The organism is Hydrogenophaga bisanensis (assembly GCF_042665135.1).
Taxonomy (GTDB): Bacteria; Pseudomonadota; Gammaproteobacteria; order Burkholderiales; family Burkholderiaceae_C; genus Hydrogenophaga; species Hydrogenophaga bisanensis.
In genome coordinates, this window is sequence record NZ_JBHTBX010000004.1 from 112,576 (window position 1) to 132,515 (window position 19,940).

Below are 19,940 nucleotides of genomic sequence, written 5' to 3' on the forward strand. Positions count from 1 at the left end.
CGCATGAGTCACAAGATCCTGATCGTCGACGACGAGCCCAACATCCTGGTCTCCCTGGAGTTCCTGATGAAGCGGGAGGGCTACCAGGTGGTCACGGCGCGTGATGGACAGGAAGCCATCGAAGCCATTGGCAGGGAGCAGCCGGACCTGGTTCTGCTGGACGTGATGATGCCGGTCAAGACTGGCTTCGATGTCTGCCACGAGGTGCGGGCCAACGATGCCTACAAGGGCGTGATCATCGTGATGCTGACTGCCAAGGGCCGCGACACCGACGTGGCCAAGGGGCTGGCCCTGGGTGCGAACGCCTACATGACCAAGCCGTTTTCCACCCGCGAACTCGTACAGAAGATCCACGAACTGCTGGGCGACGCCGCATGAGTGCGCAGCAGAAGACAGACCGCCGGTTGTGGTGGCTGCTGGGCGCCGCGGCGGCCTTGTCGGTGCTGTGGCTGCTGGCCACCATCGGGCTGATCGGAGCCACCCTCGAGACTGATGATCGCGCCACCGTCTGGTCACTCGTGGGGGATCGGCTGGTGCTGATTCTCCTGACCTGGAGCGCGGGCATGGCGGCCATCGCCTGGGGGCTCAAGCGATGGTTTGACCATTGGGTGACGCCATCCGTCCAGCTGGCCGAGGAGGCCCAGGTGGTGCTGCGCACGGACGTGGTGCGGGCGCTTGCGCTCAAGGGCAACGTCGAGACGCGCGAGCTGGCCCGGCTGTTCAATCAGCTGGTCGAGCAGCGCGAAGCCCTGCGCCGGGAAATGGATGAACGGGTCGCCGAGGTGGCCCGCGGGATCGAGCAGGAGCGCGGTCGGCTGGCGGCACTGATGTCCGAGCTGACCCAGAGCGTGGTGGTCTGCAACCTGGACGGTCGCATCCTCCTCTACAACAACCGTGCCCGTCTGCAGTTCAAGGCCCTGTCCCAGGCACCGGGCGTGGCCGGTGGCGCGGAGATCATTGGTCTGGGGCGATCCATCTACAGCGTGTTTGACCGCAAGCTGGTCGCGCATGCGCTGGAGAACATCCAGCAGCGCATCCTGCGCGGGGCATCGCAGCCGTCGGCGCAGTTCGTGACGGCCACCGCGTCCGGCCAGTTCCTCCGGGTACAGATGGCGCCCGTGCGTGCGCCGTCCGGTACGCCACAGGAGACCACCGAGGCCTTGACGGGCTTCGTGCTGATGCTGGACAACATCACCCGTGATTTCGAGGCCGAGGCGGCGCGTGACCGGGTGCTCCACACCCTGACCGAGCGCAGCCGCGCAGCACTGGCCAACATGCAGGCCGCGCTGGACATGCTGGACTACCCGGATCTGGAACCGGCGATGCGCGAGCGCTTCCTGGGGGTGATCCGGGACGAAACCCGCACGCTCGGACAGCGCATCGGTGAACTCGAAGGGGATGCTACCCAGACGATCCAGACGCGCTGGCCGCTGGAGGAGATGCTTGGCGCCGATTTCGTGGCCGCCGCACTTCGTCGCATCGAGGCGGTCACCGGGGTATCGGCTTCGGCGTCCTCGGTGGACCCATCCTTGTGGCTGAACGTCGAGAGCTTCTCCCTGCTTCAGGCACTGGTCTATCTGGCTGGCAGGTTGGGCGACGAGTTCGGTGTCCGGGTGCTGCACTTGCGGCTGGCGCCCGACCCATCCACCAAGGGCAAGGCGCATCTGGACCTCGTCTGGTCCGGTCAGGCCATGAGCACCGAAACCGTGATGAGCTGGGAAATGGATGCCATGACGGTGGGAGGCGAAAGCACCCGCCTGAGTGTTCGCGACGTCATTGACCGTCACAACGGCGCGTTCTGGTTCGAGCGCGAACGCCAGCGGCACGAGGCCTTCTTCCGGTTCCTGCTGCCGGTGGCCACGTCGGTGGAGCAGGCACAGCAAGCGGTGGCTGCCGTGCTGCAGGTCAGCAGCCGACCGGAGTACTACGACTTCGATCTGTTCAAGTCCACCGAGCTCACCCGCAGTCTGGACGACCGGCGGCTGGTGGACCTGGTCTATACGGTCTTCGACACCGAGACCACGGGCCTCAATCCGTCACAGGGGGACGAGATCATCCAGATCGGTGCCGCGCGCATCGTCAACAACAAGCTGCTGCGGCAGGAGTGCTTCGAGCAGCTGGTGGATCCGCAGCGTCCGATCCCGCCGGAAGGCATTCCGATTCATGGCATCCAGCCCGAGATGGTGGTGGGCCAGCCCACGATCGACCAGGTCTTGCCCGCGTTTCACGCCTTCGCCCAGGACACGGTGCTGGTGGCCCACAACGCCGCCTTCGACATGCGCTTCCTGCAGCTCAAGGAAAAGCGCACCGGGCTGAGCTTCGACCATCCGGTGCTGGACACGCTGCTGCTATCGGCCGTGGTTCATCCCCATCAGGACTCTCACCGACTGGAGGCGATTGCGGAGCGGTTCAACATCACCATCATCGGCCGCCACACGGCTCTGGGTGATGCCATCGTCACCGCCGAGGTGCTGCTGCGCCTGATCCCGCTGCTGGCCGAAAAAGGCATCCACACGCTGGGACAGGCCCGGGAAGCCGCCGAGAAGACCTACTACGCCCGCCTCAAGTACTGAGCGGCGTCGCCCAAGGCGTCAGAAGCGGCCGGCCTGATAGCGCTGGCCCAAAACGCCCTGCAGCGACTGCACCACCCCGAACGCATCCTTGAGCTGGCTGCGCTCGAAGCTGGAGATGTCGTCGGGGTTGAGGAAGTTGTCGGGCCTCTGGCCTGCAGCAATCTGCCTGGCCTGATGCTGGATGCGCGTGAAGGCCAGGAACTCCAGTGCGTCCCTCAGATCCCGTGCGCTGTCTTCACTGATGGCTCCACCGGCCGCCGCACCGAGCAGGCGATCGTGCGTGTTGACGGCCGGATCGCCCCCCGCCAGGGCATACACCCGGGCCAGATCGACGATGGGCACCACCCCGGTGTGCTTCAGATCGATCGTGCCCTTGTGCTCGCCACTGCGAATGGTGGAGAGGCCCTTGAACATGCCCAGCGGGGGCTGGTGGGTCAGCGCGTTGCCCACCATGTAGGCCAGGAAGATCGTGTTGCCCCGGGTCTGTGCCAGGACGTCCTGACGCAGGCCGTCCAGCAGCGCCGATTGCCCGTAGACGGCCCTCAGATCGAAGAACACGCAGGTGAGCATCAGCGCTTTCGGGTCCGGCTGTCCGGTCCATCGGGCAAAATAGTCGGCCCACCGTCGACGCGGCTGGCGCCACTGATCGGTCATCGCCATCATTTCTCCCGGGCAGTAGACGTAGCCGCAGGCATTTAGGCCATCGCACACATACTGCGACAGGGCACGGAAGTACTCGCCGTGCTGCGCCGGGTCATAGCTGTCGTCCAACACCATGCAGTTGTCCTGATCGGACTTGGCGGTCTGCTCGTTGCGCGCCTGGGACCCGGCCGCCACCCACACGTAGTCGACCGGCGGCGGCCCCAGTTGTGCCTCACCCAACTGCAGCAGCCGGCAGGTGATCGCGTCGGTGATTGCCGTGACGATGTGCCCCGTGCTGTACGCCGAGGCCTCGGCGGCCGCCAGGTTCTGCTGCAGCCGGCCCACCTTCGCACTGATGGACTGCAGGCCTTCCACCGTCTTCTGCTTGTAGACGTCGCCCGCCAGGTACACCGCCGAGGTGCTGTGCTGCTCGGTGAGATCGGTGGCCGTGATCATGCCCGCGATGCGCTGACCGTCGAGCACCGGCACATGGTGGATGTTGTGCCGCGCCATCAGCAGCAGCGCGTCAAAGGCTGGGTTCTGCACATCGATGGTCATGGGCGCCAGCGTGGCAATGTCGGCAATGGGCCTGGACGTGTCCATCCCCGCCGCAATCACCCGGTTGCGCAAGTCGCGGTCGGTCACCAGCCCGAACAGGTGATCGCGTTCGGTGATCAGCACCGAGGACACCCGCTGTTCGCTCATGACCTGGGCCGCATCCCGGATCGTGGTCTGCGGGCTGAGCGTGATGGGCGGACGCTTGATCAGCGAACGCACAGGCGTCGTCATCAGGTTCAGGGCCGGGTCGCCACCGCTGCGGGTCGCCACGCTGCCCGCTGGGCCATTCGCGTGCCCGTGATGCTGCGGCAGGAAATGCAGCAGGGCCGGTGCCCGCAAAGCGACATCCGAAAGGACTGACAGGTCCAGAAGGGCGACCTGGCACGGTCCTTTGGCGACCACGACCGATACCGGCAGTGCCGCCCCCATGCCGCCACCAAACCACTCGCCTTCGCCCAGTTCCAGCAGCGCCTTGCCTTCCGAATCCTGCAGCGTCACCTGTCCGTCGAGTACCCAATGAAGGCACTCGTGAAGCCCATCGCGGTCGGCGACGATGTCGCCATCCTGATGCTGTCCGGTCCGCGCACCCGCCGCAATCAGCGCCTGGTCCTGGGGCGCGAGCTGTCCGAACACACGGTGACCAGACAGCCTGTCGGCGGGAAAGGGTGTTGCGCTGCTGGTAGTTTGGTCCATTCTGGCATGCTACACGTTGAGTCTGTTTGCTCAAGGTCTACCACCGCACGCCTTGACCTGCATCAGTGAAGTCCCGATCGCCAATGTAAGAATTCAGTCAGCGCCCGACTCAGAATGGCGTGACCCTGTGGCCAATCCCATGCTCCTGTTTCTTGTGTCCGCCAAAGTCATCGTCGAGGTCGCCCTGTTATCCCTCCTGGGGCAGGGGGTGGTCGGGCTGATGGCGGGGCAGGGACGCCAGCGCAACGTCTTCTATCAGCTGCTTCGGGCCGTGGGCAGCCCTTTCGTGCGGCTCATGCGCTGGCTGTTGCCCCGCGCGATCCTGGACCGTCATGTGTCGGTGCTCACCTTCGCCACGCTGGCGTTGGCCTGGGTGCTCATCACGGTCGCCAAGATCGGGCACTGTTTGGAGATCGGACCGGAGGCTTGCCGGTGATGGCCTGTCTCCTCAACGGGAAGGCGTTTGCTGCATGAGCGTCCAACAGCGCATCCGCTACTGGCGGACCACGCTTCGCCTCACGCTGGGCCTGCTGGTGCTGTGGTTCCTGGTCACCTTTGGCGTCAGCTTCTTTGCGCGTGAACTGGATTTCACCTTTTTCGGCTGGCCCTTCAGTTTCTGGATGGCGGCGCAGGGCAGCTTGCTGATTTACGGGATCATCATCACCGTCTATGCGGTGGCCATGGGGCGCCTGGACAAGGCCCTGGAGGAGCAGGAGCGGAGGGATCGCGCGTGAGCCTCTGGCGACGTCCACCCGATTCGGGACCCAGCTTCAAGCGGCAGCTTGACCGCGTGTACCAGGTCTACACGGCGGGCTTCATCCTGCTGGTGGTGATGCTGGCCGTGCTGGAACAGCTCGGCCTGTCCCGGGAGTGGATCAGTTCCATCTTCCTGATGGTCACCATCGGGGTCTATGCCGGCATCGGCATCATGAGCCGGACCACCGACGCCACCGAGTACTACGTGGCCGGTCGGCGCGTGCCGGCGATCTACAACGGCATGGCGGTCGGCTCCGACTGGATGTCTGCCGCCTCCTTCATGGGCATGGCTGGCACGCTGTACCTCACCGGCTACAACGGACTGGCCTTCGTCATGGGGTGGAGCGGAGGCTATTGCCTGGTGGCCCTGCTGCTGGCCCCGTACCTGCGCAAGTTCGGCCAGTTCACCATTCCGGACTTCCTGGGTGAGCGCTATGGCGGCCACCTGCCGCGCCTGCTCGGCATTGCCGCCGCCATCCTCTGTTCGTTCACCTACGTGGTGGCACAGATTTCCGGCGTCGGTCTGATCACGGCCAGCCTGACGGGTGTGGCCTTCGAACTGGGCATCTTTCTGGGTCTCGGGGGCATCCTCGTGTGCTCTTTCCTCGGGGGCATGCGCGCGGTCACCTGGACCCAGGTCGCCCAGTACATCGTGATCATCATTGCCTACCTGGTACCGGTCCTGTGGCTGTCGGTCAAGCAGACCGGTGTGCCGGTGCCACAGGCCATCTACGGATTCCAGCTGGAAAAGGTCACGGCCAAAGAGCGCCTGCTCACCCATGATCCGACCGAGGTGGAGGTGCGCGACATCTACCGCCAGCGTGCCCAGGAACTGGCCGACAAGCTCAGCGACCCGGCCGCCGCGATGTTGGCCGACCGTCAGCAGGCCGAGGAGCGGCTCAGCCGTCTGAGGCAGGAGGGCGCGTCTCTGTCCCAGACGGCGGCGGCAGAGCGGCAGCTGGCCATGCTGCCCCGGGATGTGGATGCGGCGGTCGCACTGTGGACGCGTCAGAAACAGGAGGCCGACACCAAGTCCAAGCCCCTCAATGGCATGCCCCCGCATGCGATCCCCTTCACCGGCGATCCGCAGGGGAGCCTGGCAGAGCGTCGGGAATACGAAGAATCAAGACGCAACTTCCTGGCCCTGGTGTTCTGCCTGATGGTGGGCACGGCGGCGCTGCCGCACATCCTCATGCGCTACTACACCGTGCCCGATGTCCAGGAGGCGCGCAAATCGGTGGCTTGGTCACTGCTGTTCATCTGCCTGCTGTACTTCACGGCGCCGGCGCTGGCGGTGATGATCAAGTTCGAGGTGTTTCACGGGCTGGTCGGCACGCCCATGGACCAGCTGCCCCAATGGATCAGCACCTGGAACCGGGTGGATCCGGCGCTCCTGTCGGTCAACGATGTCAACCAGGATGGCAAGCTGCAGCTCAACGAGCTGACCATCGGCGGCGACATTCTGGTACTGGCGATGCCCGAGATCGCAGGGCTGCCATTCGTGATCTCGGGCCTGGTGGCCGCCGGTGGGCTGGCGGCGGCCTTGTCCACGGCCGATGGCCTGCTGTTGACGATTGCCAGTGCCCTGTCCCACGATCTGTACTACAAGATGATCGACCCGAACGCCTCCACGGCCCGGCGGGTCACGATCTCCAAGGTGCTCCTGCTGGTGGTGGCGCTCATGGCGGCCTACGTGGCGGCGCAGAAGCCGGCCGACATCCTTTTCCTGGTGTCGGCGGCGTTCTCGTTTGCGGCCGCGGCCTTCTTTCCGGCCCTGGTGCTGGGTATCTTCTGGAAGCGGGCCAACGGCCTGGCCGCATCCCTGGGCATGATCGCTGGCCTGGCCATGACCTTCTACTACATGGCCACCACGCAGCCCTGGCTGCGCGCTGTCTTCGGCATCACGTCACCCGTGGAGCTGTGGTGGGGTATCCAGCCCATTTCCGCCGGCGTGTTTGGCGTGCCGGTCGGCTTTGCCGTGATCATTCTCGTCAGTCTGGTCTCGCCACGCCCGGACGGGGCGACCCGGGCCCTCGTCGAGGGCATCCGGTTGCCGGGCAAGGCGGGCGGGGCAAAGGACGACCGCCCCCTCTGACGCCACAGCATGGCCCCGTCGGAAGCGGATTTGTCACGCTGACCTGAAATTGCTACAATGTTGGGCTTGCCTTGCCGCATCCCGTCCGACGCCGGGAGCGGTTGTTCAATCCACAAGGAGAGTCCATGCGTCATTACGAGATCGTTTTGCTGATCCACCCGGATCAGAGCGAACAGGTTCCGGCCATGCTGGAGCGCTACAAGGGCATGATCACGGCCGGCAACGGCAAGATCCACCGTGTTGAAGACTGGGGCCGCCGCCAACTGGCTTACCAGATCAACAAGCTGTCCAAGGCCCACTACCTGTGCCTGAACATCGAAGCCGACCAGGCTGTGATGGCTGAACTGGAGCACGCCTTCAAGTTCAACGACGCCGTGCTGCGCCAGCTGACCGTCCAGAAGAAGAAGGCCGAAACCGGTCCTTCCTCGATGATGAAGTCGGTCGAGCGCGAAGAAGCTCGCAAGGCCCAGCAGGAGCAGGCTTCGGCCTGAGGCGCCAGCCCAGCCTGAACGGGTGAACCAGCTCTGTTTGACCGCGTCGGTGGTGCAGGTGCAGAACCTGCGCTACACGCCGGCAGGCATACCGGCCCTGAACCTCGTGCTTGAGCACGAGTCCATGGTCACCGAGCTGGATACCCCAAGAACCGTGAAGCTGCAGGTGAAGGCGGTTGCCTTCGGTGCCATGGCCGAAACCCTGTCCAGACAAGGACTCGATTCGGTTTGCAGGTTTGAAGGGTTCCTGGGCAACGCCCGCAACGGCAAAGGCGTCGTGTTCCATATCCAAGCATTCAGCAAAACATAGGAGAGGCCCATCATGGCTGCACCCAAGCGTTTCAACAAAGACAAGCGCCCCAAGCGCAACACCCAGTCGCTGCTGTTCAAGCGCAAGCGCTTCTGCCGCTTCACCGTGGCTGGCGTGGAAGAAGTCGACTACAAGGACGTGGACGTCCTGCGTGACTTCATCGCCGAAAACGGCAAGATCATCCCCGCCCGCCTGACCGGCACCCGCGCCATCTACCAGCGCCAGGTGACCACCGCCATCAAGCGTGCCCGCTTCCTGGCCCTGCTGCCCTACAGCGACCAGCACCGCGTCTGAAAGGGAAACTGACATGCAAATCATTCTTCTCGACAAAGTCATCAACCTGGGTGCCCTGGGTGATGTGGTCAAGGTCAAGGACGGCTACGCCCGCAACTTCCTGATCCCCACCGGCCGTGCACGCCGTGCCACCAAGTCGGCCATCGCCGACTTCGAAGCCCGCCGCGCCGAGCTCGAAAAGGCCGCGGCCGCCAAGCTGGCTGAAGCCCAGGCCCTGGGTGAGAAGGTTGCCGCCGCCACCGTCAAGCTGACCCAGAAGGCCGGCGTGGACGGTCGCCTGTTCGGTTCCGTGACCAACCACGACGTGGCCGAAGAGCTGGTCAAGATGGGTTTCGCCGTGGCCAAGGCCCAGGTCCGCATGCCCAACGGCCCTCTCAAGATGGTTGGCGACTACACGGTCCAGGTGCACCTGCACACCGACGTGAACGTCGACGTCAACGTCACGGTGCTCGGCGAGACCGCCTGATCACCACCGCAGTCCGGCCGTCTTGGCCGGGTTGCCATGAAGCCGCCGCCTCCGGGCTGGCGGCTTTTTTCATGGCTGGGCGCTACCGGTGGTCGACACACCGGATGCCCACCGCCGTTGCACCGTTTATCCACAGACTTGTCCCCTGACAACGGGCGGATCGCACCGTACCATCGGGTTTTGACCTGCAGCCATGTCCGACGCCTTCTCCAGCTCCCTGTCCCCTTTCGAACCCGGCTTTGAAGATGGCGGCTTCAGTGCCGACCGCCAGATCGCCCAGCTGAGGGTGCCACCGCATTCGATCGAGGCCGAGTCCAGCGTGCTGGGAGGCCTGTTGCTGGACAACGCGGCCTGGGATCGGGTGGCCGACCTGATCAACGATTCGGATTTCTACCGTTATGAGCACCGTCTGGTGTTTTCGTCGGTGGCCACGCTGGTCAATGCCAGCAAGCCGGCCGACGTGGTCACGGTGTTCGAGCACCTGCAGAACCAGGGCAAGGCCGAAGAGGCGGGTGGTCTGGCCTATCTGAACTCGCTGGCGCAGTATGTGCCCAGTGCGGCCAACATCCGCCGCTACGCCGAAATCGTCCGGGAACGCGCCATCCTGCGCAAGCTGGTGGCGGCCAGCGACGAGATCGCCACCTCGGCCTTCAACCCGCAGGGCAGGCCGGTGGCCAAGATCCTGGACGAGGCCGAGCAGAAGATCTTCCACATCGGCGAGGAAGGCTCGCGGATGAAGGAGGGTTTCCAGTCCATGGACAAGCTGGTCGTCGACCTGCTCGACCGTGTGCAGGAAATGGCCGACAACCCCAACGACGTCACCGGCGTGCCGACCGGCTTTGTCGATCTGGACCGCATGACCTCGGGTCTGCAGGCCGGCGACCTGGTGGTGCTGGCCGCCCGTCCCTCCATGGGCAAGACCGCGTTTGCCATCAACATTGCCGAGCACGTGGCCCTGAATGAGGGCTTGCCGGTTGCCGTGTTCTCCATGGAAATGGGCGCCGCCCAGCTGGCGGTGCGTATTGTCGGTTCCATCGGTCGCATCAACCAGGGTCACCTTCGGACTGGCAAGCTGACCGACGACGAATGGCCGCGCCTGACGGAAGCCATCGAAAAGCTGCGCACGGTGTCGCTGCACATTGACGAGACGCCGGGACTGACGCCCAGTGAACTGCGGGCCAATGCGCGGCGTCTGGCCCGCCAGTGCGGCAAGCTGGGCCTGATCGTCGTCGACTACCTGCAGCTGATGAGCGGCTCCAGCGCCGCCGGTGGCGACAACCGGGCAACGGAACTCGGCGAAATCTCGCGGGGCCTCAAGATGCTGGCCAAGGAGTTGCAGTGCCCGGTGATTGCCCTGTCCCAGCTCAACCGCTCGGTCGAGCAACGCACCGACAAACGCCCCATGATGTCCGATTTGCGCGAATCCGGCGCCATCGAACAAGACGCGGACATCATCATGTTCATTTACCGCGACGAGTACTACAACCGCGAGACCTGCAAGGAGCCGGGGGTGGCCGAGATCATCATCGGCAAGCAGCGTAACGGCCCCACCGGCACCGTGAAGCTGGCCTTCCTGAACATGCTCACCCGCTTCGAGAGCCTGGCGGGCGGCACCGACGACTTCTGATGTGCCAGCTTGCGCCGCCGTTTCGGTGGCGCAAGCGGCTTACAGGACTTCGCTGGCGAAGTCCGCCAGACGTGAACGCTCCCCACGGGCCAGGGTGATGTGGCCACCGTGCGGCCAGCCCTTGAAGCGGTCCACGGCGTAGGTGAGGCCGGACGAACCCTCGGTCAGGTAGGGCGTATCGATCTGGGCCAGGTTGCCCATGCAGATGATCTTGGTGCCAGGTCCCGCCCGGGTGATCAGTGTCTTCATCTGCTTGGGCGTCAGGTTCTGCGCCTCGTCGATGATGACGTACTTGTTCATGAACGTACGGCCGCGCATGAAGTTCATGCTCTTGACCTTGATGCGGCTGCGGATCAGTTCGTTGGTGGCGGCGCGCCCCCATTCGCCGGCCCCGCCGACGTCACCCTTGGCCAGGAACTCCAGGTTGTCGTCGAGCGCGCCCATCCAGGGGCCCATCTTTTCTTCCTCGGTACCGGGCAGGAAGCCGATGTCCTCGCCCACACTGACGGTGGCCCGTGTCATGATGATTTCGGTATAGCGGCGCTCGTCCAGCACCTGCGTCAGGCCGCTGGCCAGGGCCATCAGCGTCTTGCCGGTGCCGGCTGTGCCCGCCAGCGTGACGAAGTCGATTTCCGGGTCCATCAGCAGGTTCAGCGCGAAGTTCTGCTCGCGGTTGCGGCTGGTGACGCCCCAGACGGCGTTCTTCAGGTGGGTGTAGTCCTTGAGCGTCTTGAGGACGGCCGTCTTGTCCCGGATCTCGGTCACCCGGGCATAGAGCGAGGGCTCGCCGGGTGCCTCGAAATACACGAACTGGTTGATGTGGAACTGCCCCACGGCCGGACCACTGACGCGATAGAAGGTGTGGCTGCCGCTTTGCCAGCTTTCGATGGTCTTGCTCTGGCGGGTCCAGAAGTCCTGGGGAAGGGCCAGGGCACCGGAGTACAGCAGCTCGCCATCATCCAGCGTCTTGTCGTTCTCGTAGTCCTCGGCGGCCAGGCCCAGCGCACGCGCCTTGACCCGCATGTTGATGTCCTTGGACACCAGAATCACTTCGCGGTCCTGGTGCTTCTGGCGCAGTGCGTGTACCACCCCCAGGATCTGGTTGTCCGCCTTGCCTTGGGGCAGGCTGGCCGGCAAGTCATTGAGCAGCGGCTCGGTCTGGAAGAACAGCAGACCGCGCGCGGCGTGATGGCCGGTGGCCGACAGCTTGAGACCTTTGGCCATGTCGCCTCCGGCCTGGGCCGCCAGGGCGTCGAGGTTGCGGCTGGTCTGGCGGCCGTTGCGGGCCACTTCGGTCATGCCTTTCTTGTGGCCGTCCAGTTCCTCCAGCACGATCATCGGCAGGAAGATGTCGTGTTCTTCGAAGCGGAACAGGCTCATCGGGTCGTGCAGCAGCACGTTCGTGTCCAGCACGAAAAGGCGCGCCGGCCCCTGGCCGGCAGATCGGGTGCTGGCGGCCTTGCGCCGGGCAGGCACAGGCGCAGGCGCGGCCACCGTGGCTTCCATGACAGCCTGTGCGCGTGCTGGCGCGTCCTCGGGCTTTCTTCGCGATGTCTTGCCGCCAGACTCTGCTCCATGGCGGCGCCCCCGGGCCGGCGCTGGCGTGGCCGCCGGCGCGGTCTCTGTCTTGGGCAATGCGGTGCGTGTGCGTGATCGGCCGGTGGTCTGCGCCGTCGCTGCAGGCGCCGCTGGCGCGGGCACAGTGGCGGGCGCCGGCGTTTCGTCGGCCACAGCCTTCAGGTGATAGTCCTCCGGAGAGAGCAGGGCAGCGCGTTTGGTGGGGGCGGGGGGCAGGGGCATGGATCTGGGGCCGGTCAGCCAGCGTTCGGGCAAACAAAAAGCCGCCGGGACAACCGGGCGGCTTCTGGGGCAGCGCTGGAGGCGCTGGGGGATGAGAGGGCAATCAGACTTCGTGAAGTCATGAAACCATTATGCATGACTCCCGTGACACGCCAAGCGCTCCGTGGCGTATCGGCATCGCCCGGGTATCAGGCGGACTTCTTGAGTGCCTTGACGGCCTTGAGCACCTCTTCGACGTGACCCGGCACCTTCAGGCCGCGCCACTCCTGCTTGAGAATACCGTCGGCACCGATCAGGAAGGTGCTGCGCTCGATGCCCTTGACCTTCTTGCCGTACATGATCTTGTTCTTGACGACACCGAACATGTGGCACATCTTCTCTTCGGTGTCGGCGATGAGTTCGAAGGGCAGTTCCAGCTTGGCCTTGAAGTCGTCGTGGGACTTCATGTTGTCGCGGGAGACACCGAACACCAGGGCGCCCGCCTTGACGAAGTCCTTGTACTTGTCGCGGAACTGCATGGCCTCGGTGGTGCAGCCTGGGGTGTTGTCCTTGGGGTAGAAATACAGCACCAGCGTCTGGCCCAGGTGCGACTGGTGGCTGACCTTGATGCCACCGGTGGCCTGGGCTTCGAATTCGGGTATGGGTTTGTTGACAACGACTGCCATGCTGCGAGTGCCCCTGACGTGAGTTGGTGGAGATTCGTTGGCTTCCCGGTTGCATCGTGCGCGGTCACCGCAGGCTGGGCTGCCGAAGGCGGCACGGCAGGAAGCAATCCAGTATTTTACCCTGAACACCGGGTCAATACCGGATCGCCGGGCTGTCAGGCGCCGACCAGCAGGGCCGCTGTCACTCGTCGACCCTCGGCCGCCAGGATGTTGAAGGTGCGGCAGGCCGCCACGGTGTCCATGGTTTCGACACCGATCCGTTGGCCGATCAGGCCGCGCAGCAGCGCCGGGTGCACGAAGCGCAGGCGCTGGCCGCTGCCGAACAGCACCAGCTCCGGGACGGGAGTGGCCGGCAGCAGAAGTTCCTGGAAGTGCGCCTCGGCAATCTGCTCGAAGCTGGGGCACGACCAGGAACGCACCCCCGTGTCGGACGAGATGATCAGCGATCCGGCGTGGCGTTGTCCATTGACCGCGATCCAGTCCTCGCCGTAGGAGGTGATGCTGTATTGGTCGGGTCGGTCGGCGTGCAGTTTCATGGTGGGCTGGCGGGGGGGTGCGGCCGGAGGTCCAAGGGAAAAGTGGTTCCCCGAACTGTGTTCAAATTGGAGGTTTCCCCATGAGGCCCGCGTCTGTCTTCGTACTATAGCGCTGCCTTTCGGGATCCGCCGAGCCTGCCCCATAAGACCTGACCGACACCCCGACCGGAGGGACCTTGAAGACCATCCAGAAATCCGCCAAGCTGGCCAATGTGCTGTACGACGTTCGGGGCCCGATCGTCGACGCGGCCAAGCAGATGGAGGACGAGGGCCAGAAGATCATCAAGCTGAACATCGGCAACCTGGCGCCGTTCGGCTTTGATGCGCCCGAGGAAATCCAGCAGGACATGATCCGCAACCTGCCCAATTCGGCGGGCTATTCGGACAGCAAGGGCATCTTTGCGGCGCGCAAGGCGGTCATGCACTACACCCAGCAGCAGGGGGTGGTCGGCGTGACCCTGGAAGACATCTACCTGGGCAACGGTGCCAGCGAGCTGATCGTGATGGCCGCCAATGCGCTGCTGGACAATGGCGACGAGCTGCTGGTACCTTCACCGGACTATCCCCTGTGGACGGCAGCGACCAGCCTGTCCGGCGGAACGCCGGTGCACTACCGCTGCGACGAGGACAACGGCTGGCAGCCTGATCTGGCCGACATGCGGGCCAAGATCACGCCGCGCACCAAGGGCATCGTGGTCATCAACCCCAACAATCCCACCGGTGTGCTTTACAGCGACGAACTGCTCCAGGGCATCGTGGCGCTGGCCCGCGAGTTCGGCCTGGTGCTGCTGGCCGATGAGGTGTACGACAAGGTGCTGTACGACGGCGTGACGCACACCGCCATGGCCAGCCTGTCGACCGACGTGCTGACGCTGACCTTCAATTCCCTGTCCAAGGCCTACCGTTCCTGCGGCTACCGCGCTGGCTGGATGGTGCTGTCCGGCCCGAAGGAGATTGCCAAGGACTTCATTGAAGGCCTGAACATGCTGGCCAACCTCAAGCTCGGCTCGAACGTGCCGGGTCAGTGGGCGATCCAGACCGCGCTGGGGGGCTACCAGAGCATCAAGGACCTGGTCAAGGAGGGTGGGCGGCTGCGCCGCCAGCGCGATCTGGCCTATGAGCTGATCACCCAGATCCCAGGGGTGAGTTGTGTCAAGCCGCAGGCGGCCCTGTACATGTTCCCCAAGCTCGATCCCAGGATGTATCCCATCGAGGACGACCGTCAGTTCTTCATGGAAGTGCTGCGCGCCACACGGGTGATGCTGGTTCAGGGGTCGGGTTTCAACTATCCGGACAACCAGCACTTCCGTATTGTCTTCCTGCCGCACGAGGACGACCTGCGCGAGGCGATCAACCGCCTGGCCAAGTTCCTGGAGCAGTGGCGACACCGCCACGGCACCTGAGCCGTGGCATCCATGCTGGCACGGTTGGGCATCCATTGCCGACCGGGTTGCCGGCAACATGAGGGGGTGCGATCCCGCACCCGTGTTATTTCTGGAATGAGACAAGCATGAAACCGATCCAAGTAGGCCTGCTGGGCATTGGCACTGTGGGCAGCGGCACGTTCAACGTGCTCAAGCGCAACCAGGAGGAAATTCAGCGCCGCGCCGGCCGCGGGATCGAGATCACCATGGTGGCCGACCTGGATGTGGCGCGTGCGCAGTCCGTGGTCGGCCCTGACGTCCAGGTGGTGAACGACGCCCGGCAGGTCATTGCCAACCCCGACATCGATATCGTTATCGAACTCATCGGCGGCTACGGCATCGCCAAGGCGCTGGTGCTTGAAGCGATTGCCGCCGGCAAACACGTCGTCACGGCCAACAAGGCGCTGCTGGCGGTGCATGGCACCGAGATCTTTGCCGCCGCGTCGGCCAGGGGTGTGATGGTGGCCTTCGAGGCCGCGGTGGCCGGTGGCATTCCCATCATCAAGGCCCTGCGCGAAGGCCTGACCGCCAACCGCATCCAGTGGATTGCCGGCATCATCAACGGCACGACCAACTTCATCCTGTCCGAGATGCGGGACAAGGGACTGGACTTCGACGTGGTGCTCAAGGAGGCGCAGCGCCTGGGTTACGCTGAAGCCGACCCGACCTTCGACATCGAAGGCGTGGACGCGGCGCACAAGGCCACGCTCATGAGCGCCATTGCGTTCGGCATCCCGGTGCAATTCGACAAGGCCTATGTGGAGGGCATCACCAAGCTGGGTGCGGCCGACATCCGCTATGCCGAGCAGCTGGGCTACCGCATCAAGCTGCTGGGCATCACCAAGCGCACGGCCAAGGGTGTGGAACTGCGCGTGCACCCCAGTCTGGTCCCGGCCAAGCGCCTGATTGCCAATGTCGAAGGGGCGATGAACGCGGTCGTCGTGCACGGCGATGCCGTGGGCACGACGCTGTATTACGGCAAGGGCGCCGGCAGCGAGCCCACCGCCTCGGCTGTGATTGCCGACCTGGTGGACATCACCCGCCTGCACACCGCAGATCCCCTCAACCGCGTGCCGCACCTGGCTTTCCAGCCCGATGCCATGAGCGACATGGCCGTGCTGCCCATGAGCGAGGTCGTCACCAGCTATTACCTGCGCCTTCGCGTCGCCGATCAGGCCGGCGTGCTCGCCCAGGTGACCGGCCTGCTGGCCGGCGCCGGCATCAGCATCGACGCGGTGCTGCAGCGCGAAGCCGATGAGGTGGGCGGCGAGGGTTCGACCTCCACCGACCTGATCATCCTCACGCACGACACGCGTGAGGGCACGATGAACGATGTGATCGCGCAGATGCAGGCACTGCCCAGCGTGCTGGCGCCGATCACCCGCATCCGAAAAGAAGAGCTGAACTGAGATGCTGTACCTGTCGACCCGCGGCCACCCGGACCGCAAGCGTTTCTGTGAAATCCTGCTTGAAGGCCTGGCACCCGATGGCGGCCTCTACCTGCCCGAGGCCTATCCGCAGGTCGATGCCGCCACCCTGACGCGCTGGCGCTCGGTGCTGGCCGAGCAGGGCTATGCCGCGCTGGCGCTCGAAGTGCTGTCGCTCTACATCGACGATATTCCGGCCGACGACCTGAAGGCGCTTTGCGCAAAGACCTACACGGCCGAGGTGTTCGGCACCAAGGAGATCGTGCCGCTGACGAAGCTGGAAGATGGCCTGCAGCTCGAAGCGCTGTCCAACGGCCCGACACTGGCCTTCAAGGATATGGCCATGCAGCTGCTGGGCAACCTGTTCGAGTACGAACTGGCGCGCCGAGGCGAGCAGCTGAACATCCTGGGTGCCACCAGCGGCGACACCGGCAGCGCGGCCGAGTACGCCATGCGTGGCAAGCAGGGCGTGCGCGTGTTCATGCTCAGCCCACACGGCCGCATGAGCCCGTTCCAGCAGGCACAGATGTTCAGCCTGATGGACGAGAACATTCACAACATCGCCGTCGAGGGCGTGTTCGACGACTGCCAGGACATCGTCAAGGCGGTGTCCAACGACCTGGACTTCAAGCGTCAGTACAAGATCGGCACGGTCAACTCGATCAACTGGGCGCGTCTGCTGGCCCAGGTGGTGTACTACTTCGCCGGCTATTTCTACGCCACCACGTCCAACGATCAGAAGGTCAGCTTCTGCGTGCCGTCGGGCAACTTCGGCAACGTCTGCGCCGGCCATGTGGCGCGGCAGATGGGCCTGCCCATCGACCGCCTGATCGTCGCGACCAACGAGAACGACGTGCTCGACGAGTTCTTCCGCACCGGTACCTACCGTGTTCGGGGCAGTGCCGACACCTACGAGACCTCCAGCCCTTCGATGGACATCTCCAAGGCGAGCAACTTCGAGCGTTTCGTGTTTGATCTCCTGGGCCGCGACGCCGCGCGCACGAAGAGGCTGTTTGACGACGAGCTGCGCCTGCACGGCCGCTTTGACCTGGGCGCCGATCCGCTGTTCGCCCAAGCCGCCACGAAGTACGGCTTTGCCAGCGGCAAGAGCACGCACACCAACCGCCTGGCGACCATCCGGGCCACGTTCGAGCAGCAGGGCGTGATGATCGACACCCACACCGCCGACGGGGTCAAGGTGGCGCGAGAGCTTCGTCGCCCCGGTGAGCAGATCGTGGTGCTGGAGACCGCGTTGCCGATCAAGTTCGCCGAAACCATCCGCGAGGCCCTGGGGCGCGACCCCGTGCGCCCGGCACGGTTCGACGGCATCGAGTCCCTGCCCAAGCGGGTGCAGGTCATGGCCGCCGACGTGGAGGCGGTCAAGCGCTACATCCGCGAGCGCTGCCCGCAGGTCTGAAGGACCGTGGCGCCATGAAGGTGGTGGGTTTCGCCGGTTACTCCGGTTCGGGCAAGACCACGCTGGTCGAGCAGCTGATCGCTGCGCTGCGCCTGCGTGGGCTGCGGGTGTCGGTGGTCAAGCACGCGCACCACGGCTTCGACATCGACCACCCGGGCAAGGACACCTGGCGCCATCGCGAGGCGGGCGCCTACGAGGTGGTGGCCGCGTCGTCGCAGCGCATGGCCATCATTCGCACCTTCGAGCAGCCCCAGCGCCTGAGCGCCCATGAGCTCATCCGCGCGCTTCATCCGGGTGTGGACTGGGTGCTCGTGGAAGGCTTCAAGGAAAGCAATCTGCTCAAGATCGAAGTCTGGCGCCCCGAGGTCGGTAAGCCGGTGCGCTACCCTGACGATCCATTTGTCGTCGCCATTGCCACCGATGCGCCGCAGCAGTTGCCCGAGCCCACCAGCCGGCCAGTGCTGGATTTGAACGATCCCGATGCGGTCGCCGCCTGGCTGACCGACAATGAACAGCGGTTTGAGTACGACCCGCAGGCCTATCTCTGACGCCTGGCCAGCGGGGTGACACCACGTCCAACGCGAGAGACCCATGAACGCAGCTGCGCCCAAGCACCCCCGAACCCCCTTGATGGCACTGGATCAGGCGCTGGCGGATCTGCTTGGCCATGTCGAGCCACTGGCCCGAACCGAGCAGGTGCCCACCTTCGACGCCGATCATCGCGTGCTGGCCGAGGATCTGGTCTCGGATCTTCATGTGCCTCCCCAGGACAATTCGTCCATGGATGGTTACGCCCTGCGGGTGGCCGACGTGACCGAGCCTGGCGTTGTCCTGCCGGTTTCCCAGCGCATCGCGGCCGGGCATGCCGGTGGTCCCCTGCAGCCGGGCACCTGCGCGCGCATCTTCACGGGTGCGCCGGTTCCCGCGGGTGCCGATGCCATCGTCATGCAGGAGGAGACCCGCGAGGTCGGGGGAGACCTGCACGCCGTTCACATCGATGTCTTGCCTGCCCTGGGCCAGTGGATCCGCCGCGCCGGTGAGGATGTGTCCCGGGGCAAGGTCGTGCTGGCCAGGGGGCAGCGGCTGACGCCGGCCTCCATCGGTCTGGCCGCCGGCATCGGCCGGGCATGGCTGACGGTGCATGCACGCCCGCGCGTGGCGCTGTTTTCCACCGGTGACGAGCTGGTGATGCCGGGTGATGTGCCCCCTGCTGAGATGAAGCCCGGCGCCATCTACAACTCCAACCGGTTCTTCCTGCGGGCCTTGTTGCAGCGGTTTGGTTGTGAGGTCAGTGACCTGGGTATTGTGCCCGACCGCCGCGACGCTACCCTGGCGGCATTGAAGACCGCCGCCGATCATCACGACCTCATCCTGACCAGTGGCGGCGTGTCGGTGGGCGAAGAGGACCACATCAAGCCTGCGGTGCAGCAACTGGGCAGCCTGGATCTGTGGCAGATTGGCATGAAGCCGGGCAAGCCCTTTGCCTATGGCCGGGTTCATCGGGATGCCGGTGCCGGCGATGAGCAGCGGACCGACTGCCATTTCATCGGGCTGCCCGGCAACCCGGTGTCCAGCTTCGTGACCTTTCTCCTGCTGGTGAGACCCTTCCTGCTCAAGCTGCAGGGGGCGTCCGAAGGGCACTACAAGCCCGCCTTCCGCCCGGTGATGCTGCCGGCCCATTTCAACCTGCCCAAGGCCGACAAGCGCCGCGAGTTCCTGCGCGTGCGCCGCAACGCCAATGGCGGACTCGACCTGTTCCAGAACCAGAGTTCCGGTGTCCTGACGTCGGCTGCCTGGGGCGATGGCCTGGTGGACAACCCGGCCGGCGCCACCATTGCCCACGGCGACCTGGTTCCCTACATTTCCTTTGCCGACCTGCTGGCCTGACCTGACCCGAGACTGCACGACATGACCCGATCGATCCAGTTGCGTTACTTTGCCTCCATTCGTGAGAGCCTGGGCACCGGCAGCGAGGCACTGCAGACGACCGCCACCACCGTCGGTGAACTGCGGGACGAGCTGATTGCCCGCGGAGGGTGCTACGCCGAGGCGCTGGCCCGGGGTCGGGCTGTCCGGGTGTCCCTCAACCAGACCATGAGCGACGAATCGGCGGCCCTGCCTGACCGCGCCGAGGTGGCCTTCTTCCCGCCAGTGACCGGAGGTTGA

General features: G+C 64.9%; 20 protein-coding genes. 16 read left to right on the forward strand and 4 right to left on the reverse strand.

The annotated features are described in order from the left end of the window. The first annotated feature begins 3 nt into the window (after positions 1 to 3). Positions 4 to 378: a response regulator transcription factor gene (locus tag ACFQNJ_RS07495; RefSeq protein ID WP_374639980.1), complete on the forward strand. Its 375-nt coding sequence runs from the start codon at positions 4 to 6 to the stop codon at positions 376 to 378. Then, a complete protein-coding gene (locus ACFQNJ_RS07500) occupies positions 375 to 2,573 on the forward strand; it encodes a 3'-5' exonuclease (RefSeq protein ID WP_382255612.1) in 2,199 nt (732 codons plus the stop codon). Before ACFQNJ_RS07495 ends, ACFQNJ_RS07500 begins: the two co-directional genes overlap by 4 nt. 18 nt (positions 2,574 to 2,591) lie before the next feature. Here ACFQNJ_RS07500 and ACFQNJ_RS07505 read toward each other — a convergent pair whose 3' ends face one another. Further along, a complete protein-coding gene (locus ACFQNJ_RS07505) occupies positions 2,592 to 4,466 on the reverse strand; it encodes a putative nucleotidyltransferase substrate binding domain-containing protein (protein ID WP_382255614.1) in 1,875 nt (624 codons plus the stop codon). A gap of 139 nt (positions 4,467 to 4,605) precedes the next feature. Here ACFQNJ_RS07505 and ACFQNJ_RS07510 point away from each other — a divergent pair, with 139 nt between their 5' ends. The 8 genes from ACFQNJ_RS07510 (at position 4,606) to dnaB (ending at position 10,505) form a co-directional block, all read left to right on the forward strand. Next, a complete protein-coding gene (locus ACFQNJ_RS07510; protein ID WP_382255617.1) occupies positions 4,606 to 4,902 on the forward strand; it encodes a hypothetical protein in 297 nt (98 codons plus the stop codon). 34 nt (positions 4,903 to 4,936) lie between these two features. Next, positions 4,937 to 5,200, forward strand: coding sequence for a DUF4212 domain-containing protein (locus tag ACFQNJ_RS07515; RefSeq protein ID WP_374639984.1), 264 nt, complete (start codon positions 4,937 to 4,939; stop codon positions 5,198 to 5,200). Further along, the gene (locus ACFQNJ_RS07520; RefSeq protein ID WP_382255620.1) at positions 5,197 to 7,317 is read left to right on the forward strand and encodes a sodium:solute symporter family protein; all 2,121 of its coding nucleotides are present in this window, start codon (positions 5,197 to 5,199) and stop codon (positions 7,315 to 7,317) included. Before ACFQNJ_RS07515 ends, ACFQNJ_RS07520 begins: the two co-directional genes overlap by 4 nt. Positions 7,318 to 7,442: 125 nt before the next feature. Next, positions 7,443 to 7,808, forward strand: a complete 366-nt coding sequence (gene rpsF, locus ACFQNJ_RS07525) for a 30S ribosomal protein S6 (protein WP_374639987.1) — start codon at positions 7,443 to 7,445, stop codon at positions 7,806 to 7,808. A gap of 22 nt (positions 7,809 to 7,830) precedes the next feature. Continuing rightward, positions 7,831 to 8,118, forward strand: a complete 288-nt coding sequence (gene priB / locus ACFQNJ_RS07530) for a primosomal replication protein N (RefSeq protein WP_374639988.1) — start codon at positions 7,831 to 7,833, stop codon at positions 8,116 to 8,118. Positions 8,119 to 8,130: 12 nt separating this feature from the next. Further along, positions 8,131 to 8,412 (forward strand): 30S ribosomal protein S18, encoded by a 282-nt coding sequence (rpsR, locus tag ACFQNJ_RS07535; RefSeq protein ID WP_234264856.1) that lies wholly within the window; start codon positions 8,131 to 8,133, stop codon positions 8,410 to 8,412. Positions 8,413 to 8,425: 13 nt separating this feature from the next. Beyond that, a complete protein-coding gene (gene rplI, locus ACFQNJ_RS07540; protein ID WP_374639989.1) occupies positions 8,426 to 8,878 on the forward strand; it encodes a 50S ribosomal protein L9 in 453 nt (150 codons plus the stop codon). Between the two features lie 193 nt (positions 8,879 to 9,071). After that, a complete protein-coding gene (gene dnaB, locus ACFQNJ_RS07545) occupies positions 9,072 to 10,505 on the forward strand; it encodes a replicative DNA helicase (RefSeq protein ID WP_374639990.1) in 1,434 nt (477 codons plus the stop codon). A 39-nt stretch (positions 10,506 to 10,544) separates the two neighbouring features. Here dnaB and ACFQNJ_RS07550 read toward each other — a convergent pair whose 3' ends face one another. The 3 genes from ACFQNJ_RS07550 to ACFQNJ_RS07560 all read right to left on the reverse strand — a co-directional run bounded on the left by ACFQNJ_RS07550 (position 10,545) and on the right by ACFQNJ_RS07560 (position 13,506). After that, positions 10,545 to 12,305 carry a PhoH family protein gene (locus tag ACFQNJ_RS07550; protein WP_382255626.1) on the reverse strand — a complete coding sequence of 587 codons (1,761 nt, stop codon included), beginning with the start codon at positions 12,303 to 12,305 and terminating at the stop codon, positions 10,545 to 10,547. A 188-nt stretch (positions 12,306 to 12,493) separates the two neighbouring features. Then, positions 12,494 to 12,970 carry a peroxiredoxin gene (locus tag ACFQNJ_RS07555; RefSeq protein WP_374639992.1) on the reverse strand — a complete coding sequence of 159 codons (477 nt, stop codon included), beginning with the start codon at positions 12,968 to 12,970 and terminating at the stop codon, positions 12,494 to 12,496. 155 nt (positions 12,971 to 13,125) lie between these two features. Continuing rightward, positions 13,126 to 13,506: an Mth938-like domain-containing protein gene (locus ACFQNJ_RS07560; RefSeq protein WP_382255628.1), complete on the reverse strand. Its 381-nt coding sequence runs from the start codon at positions 13,504 to 13,506 to the stop codon at positions 13,126 to 13,128. Positions 13,507 to 13,682: 176 nt separating this feature from the next. Here ACFQNJ_RS07560 and ACFQNJ_RS07565 point away from each other — a divergent pair, with 176 nt between their 5' ends. The 6 genes from ACFQNJ_RS07565 (at position 13,683) to moaD (ending at position 19,940) form a co-directional block, all read left to right on the forward strand. Beyond that, positions 13,683 to 14,909 carry a pyridoxal phosphate-dependent aminotransferase gene (locus tag ACFQNJ_RS07565; RefSeq protein ID WP_382255631.1) on the forward strand — a complete coding sequence of 409 codons (1,227 nt, stop codon included), beginning with the start codon at positions 13,683 to 13,685 and terminating at the stop codon, positions 14,907 to 14,909. Between the two features lie 107 nt (positions 14,910 to 15,016). Beyond that, entirely contained in the window at positions 15,017 to 16,339 is a 1,323-nt protein-coding gene (locus ACFQNJ_RS07570; RefSeq protein ID WP_382255634.1) for a homoserine dehydrogenase, read from the forward strand. Position 16,340: 1 nt separating this feature from the next. Further along, positions 16,341 to 17,774 (forward strand): threonine synthase, encoded by a 1,434-nt coding sequence (gene thrC / locus ACFQNJ_RS07575; RefSeq protein WP_382255637.1) that lies wholly within the window; start codon positions 16,341 to 16,343, stop codon positions 17,772 to 17,774. 14 nt (positions 17,775 to 17,788) lie between these two features. Next, positions 17,789 to 18,322 carry a molybdopterin-guanine dinucleotide biosynthesis protein B gene (gene mobB / locus ACFQNJ_RS07580; RefSeq protein ID WP_374639997.1) on the forward strand — a complete coding sequence of 178 codons (534 nt, stop codon included), beginning with the start codon at positions 17,789 to 17,791 and terminating at the stop codon, positions 18,320 to 18,322. A 43-nt stretch (positions 18,323 to 18,365) separates the two neighbouring features. Beyond that, a complete protein-coding gene (locus ACFQNJ_RS07585) occupies positions 18,366 to 19,661 on the forward strand; it encodes a molybdopterin molybdotransferase MoeA (protein ID WP_374639999.1) in 1,296 nt (431 codons plus the stop codon). 21 nt (positions 19,662 to 19,682) lie between these two features. Further along, on the forward strand, positions 19,683 to 19,940 hold the full coding sequence (gene moaD / locus ACFQNJ_RS07590; RefSeq protein WP_382255640.1) for a molybdopterin converting factor subunit 1: 258 nt from the start codon (positions 19,683 to 19,685) through the stop codon (positions 19,938 to 19,940).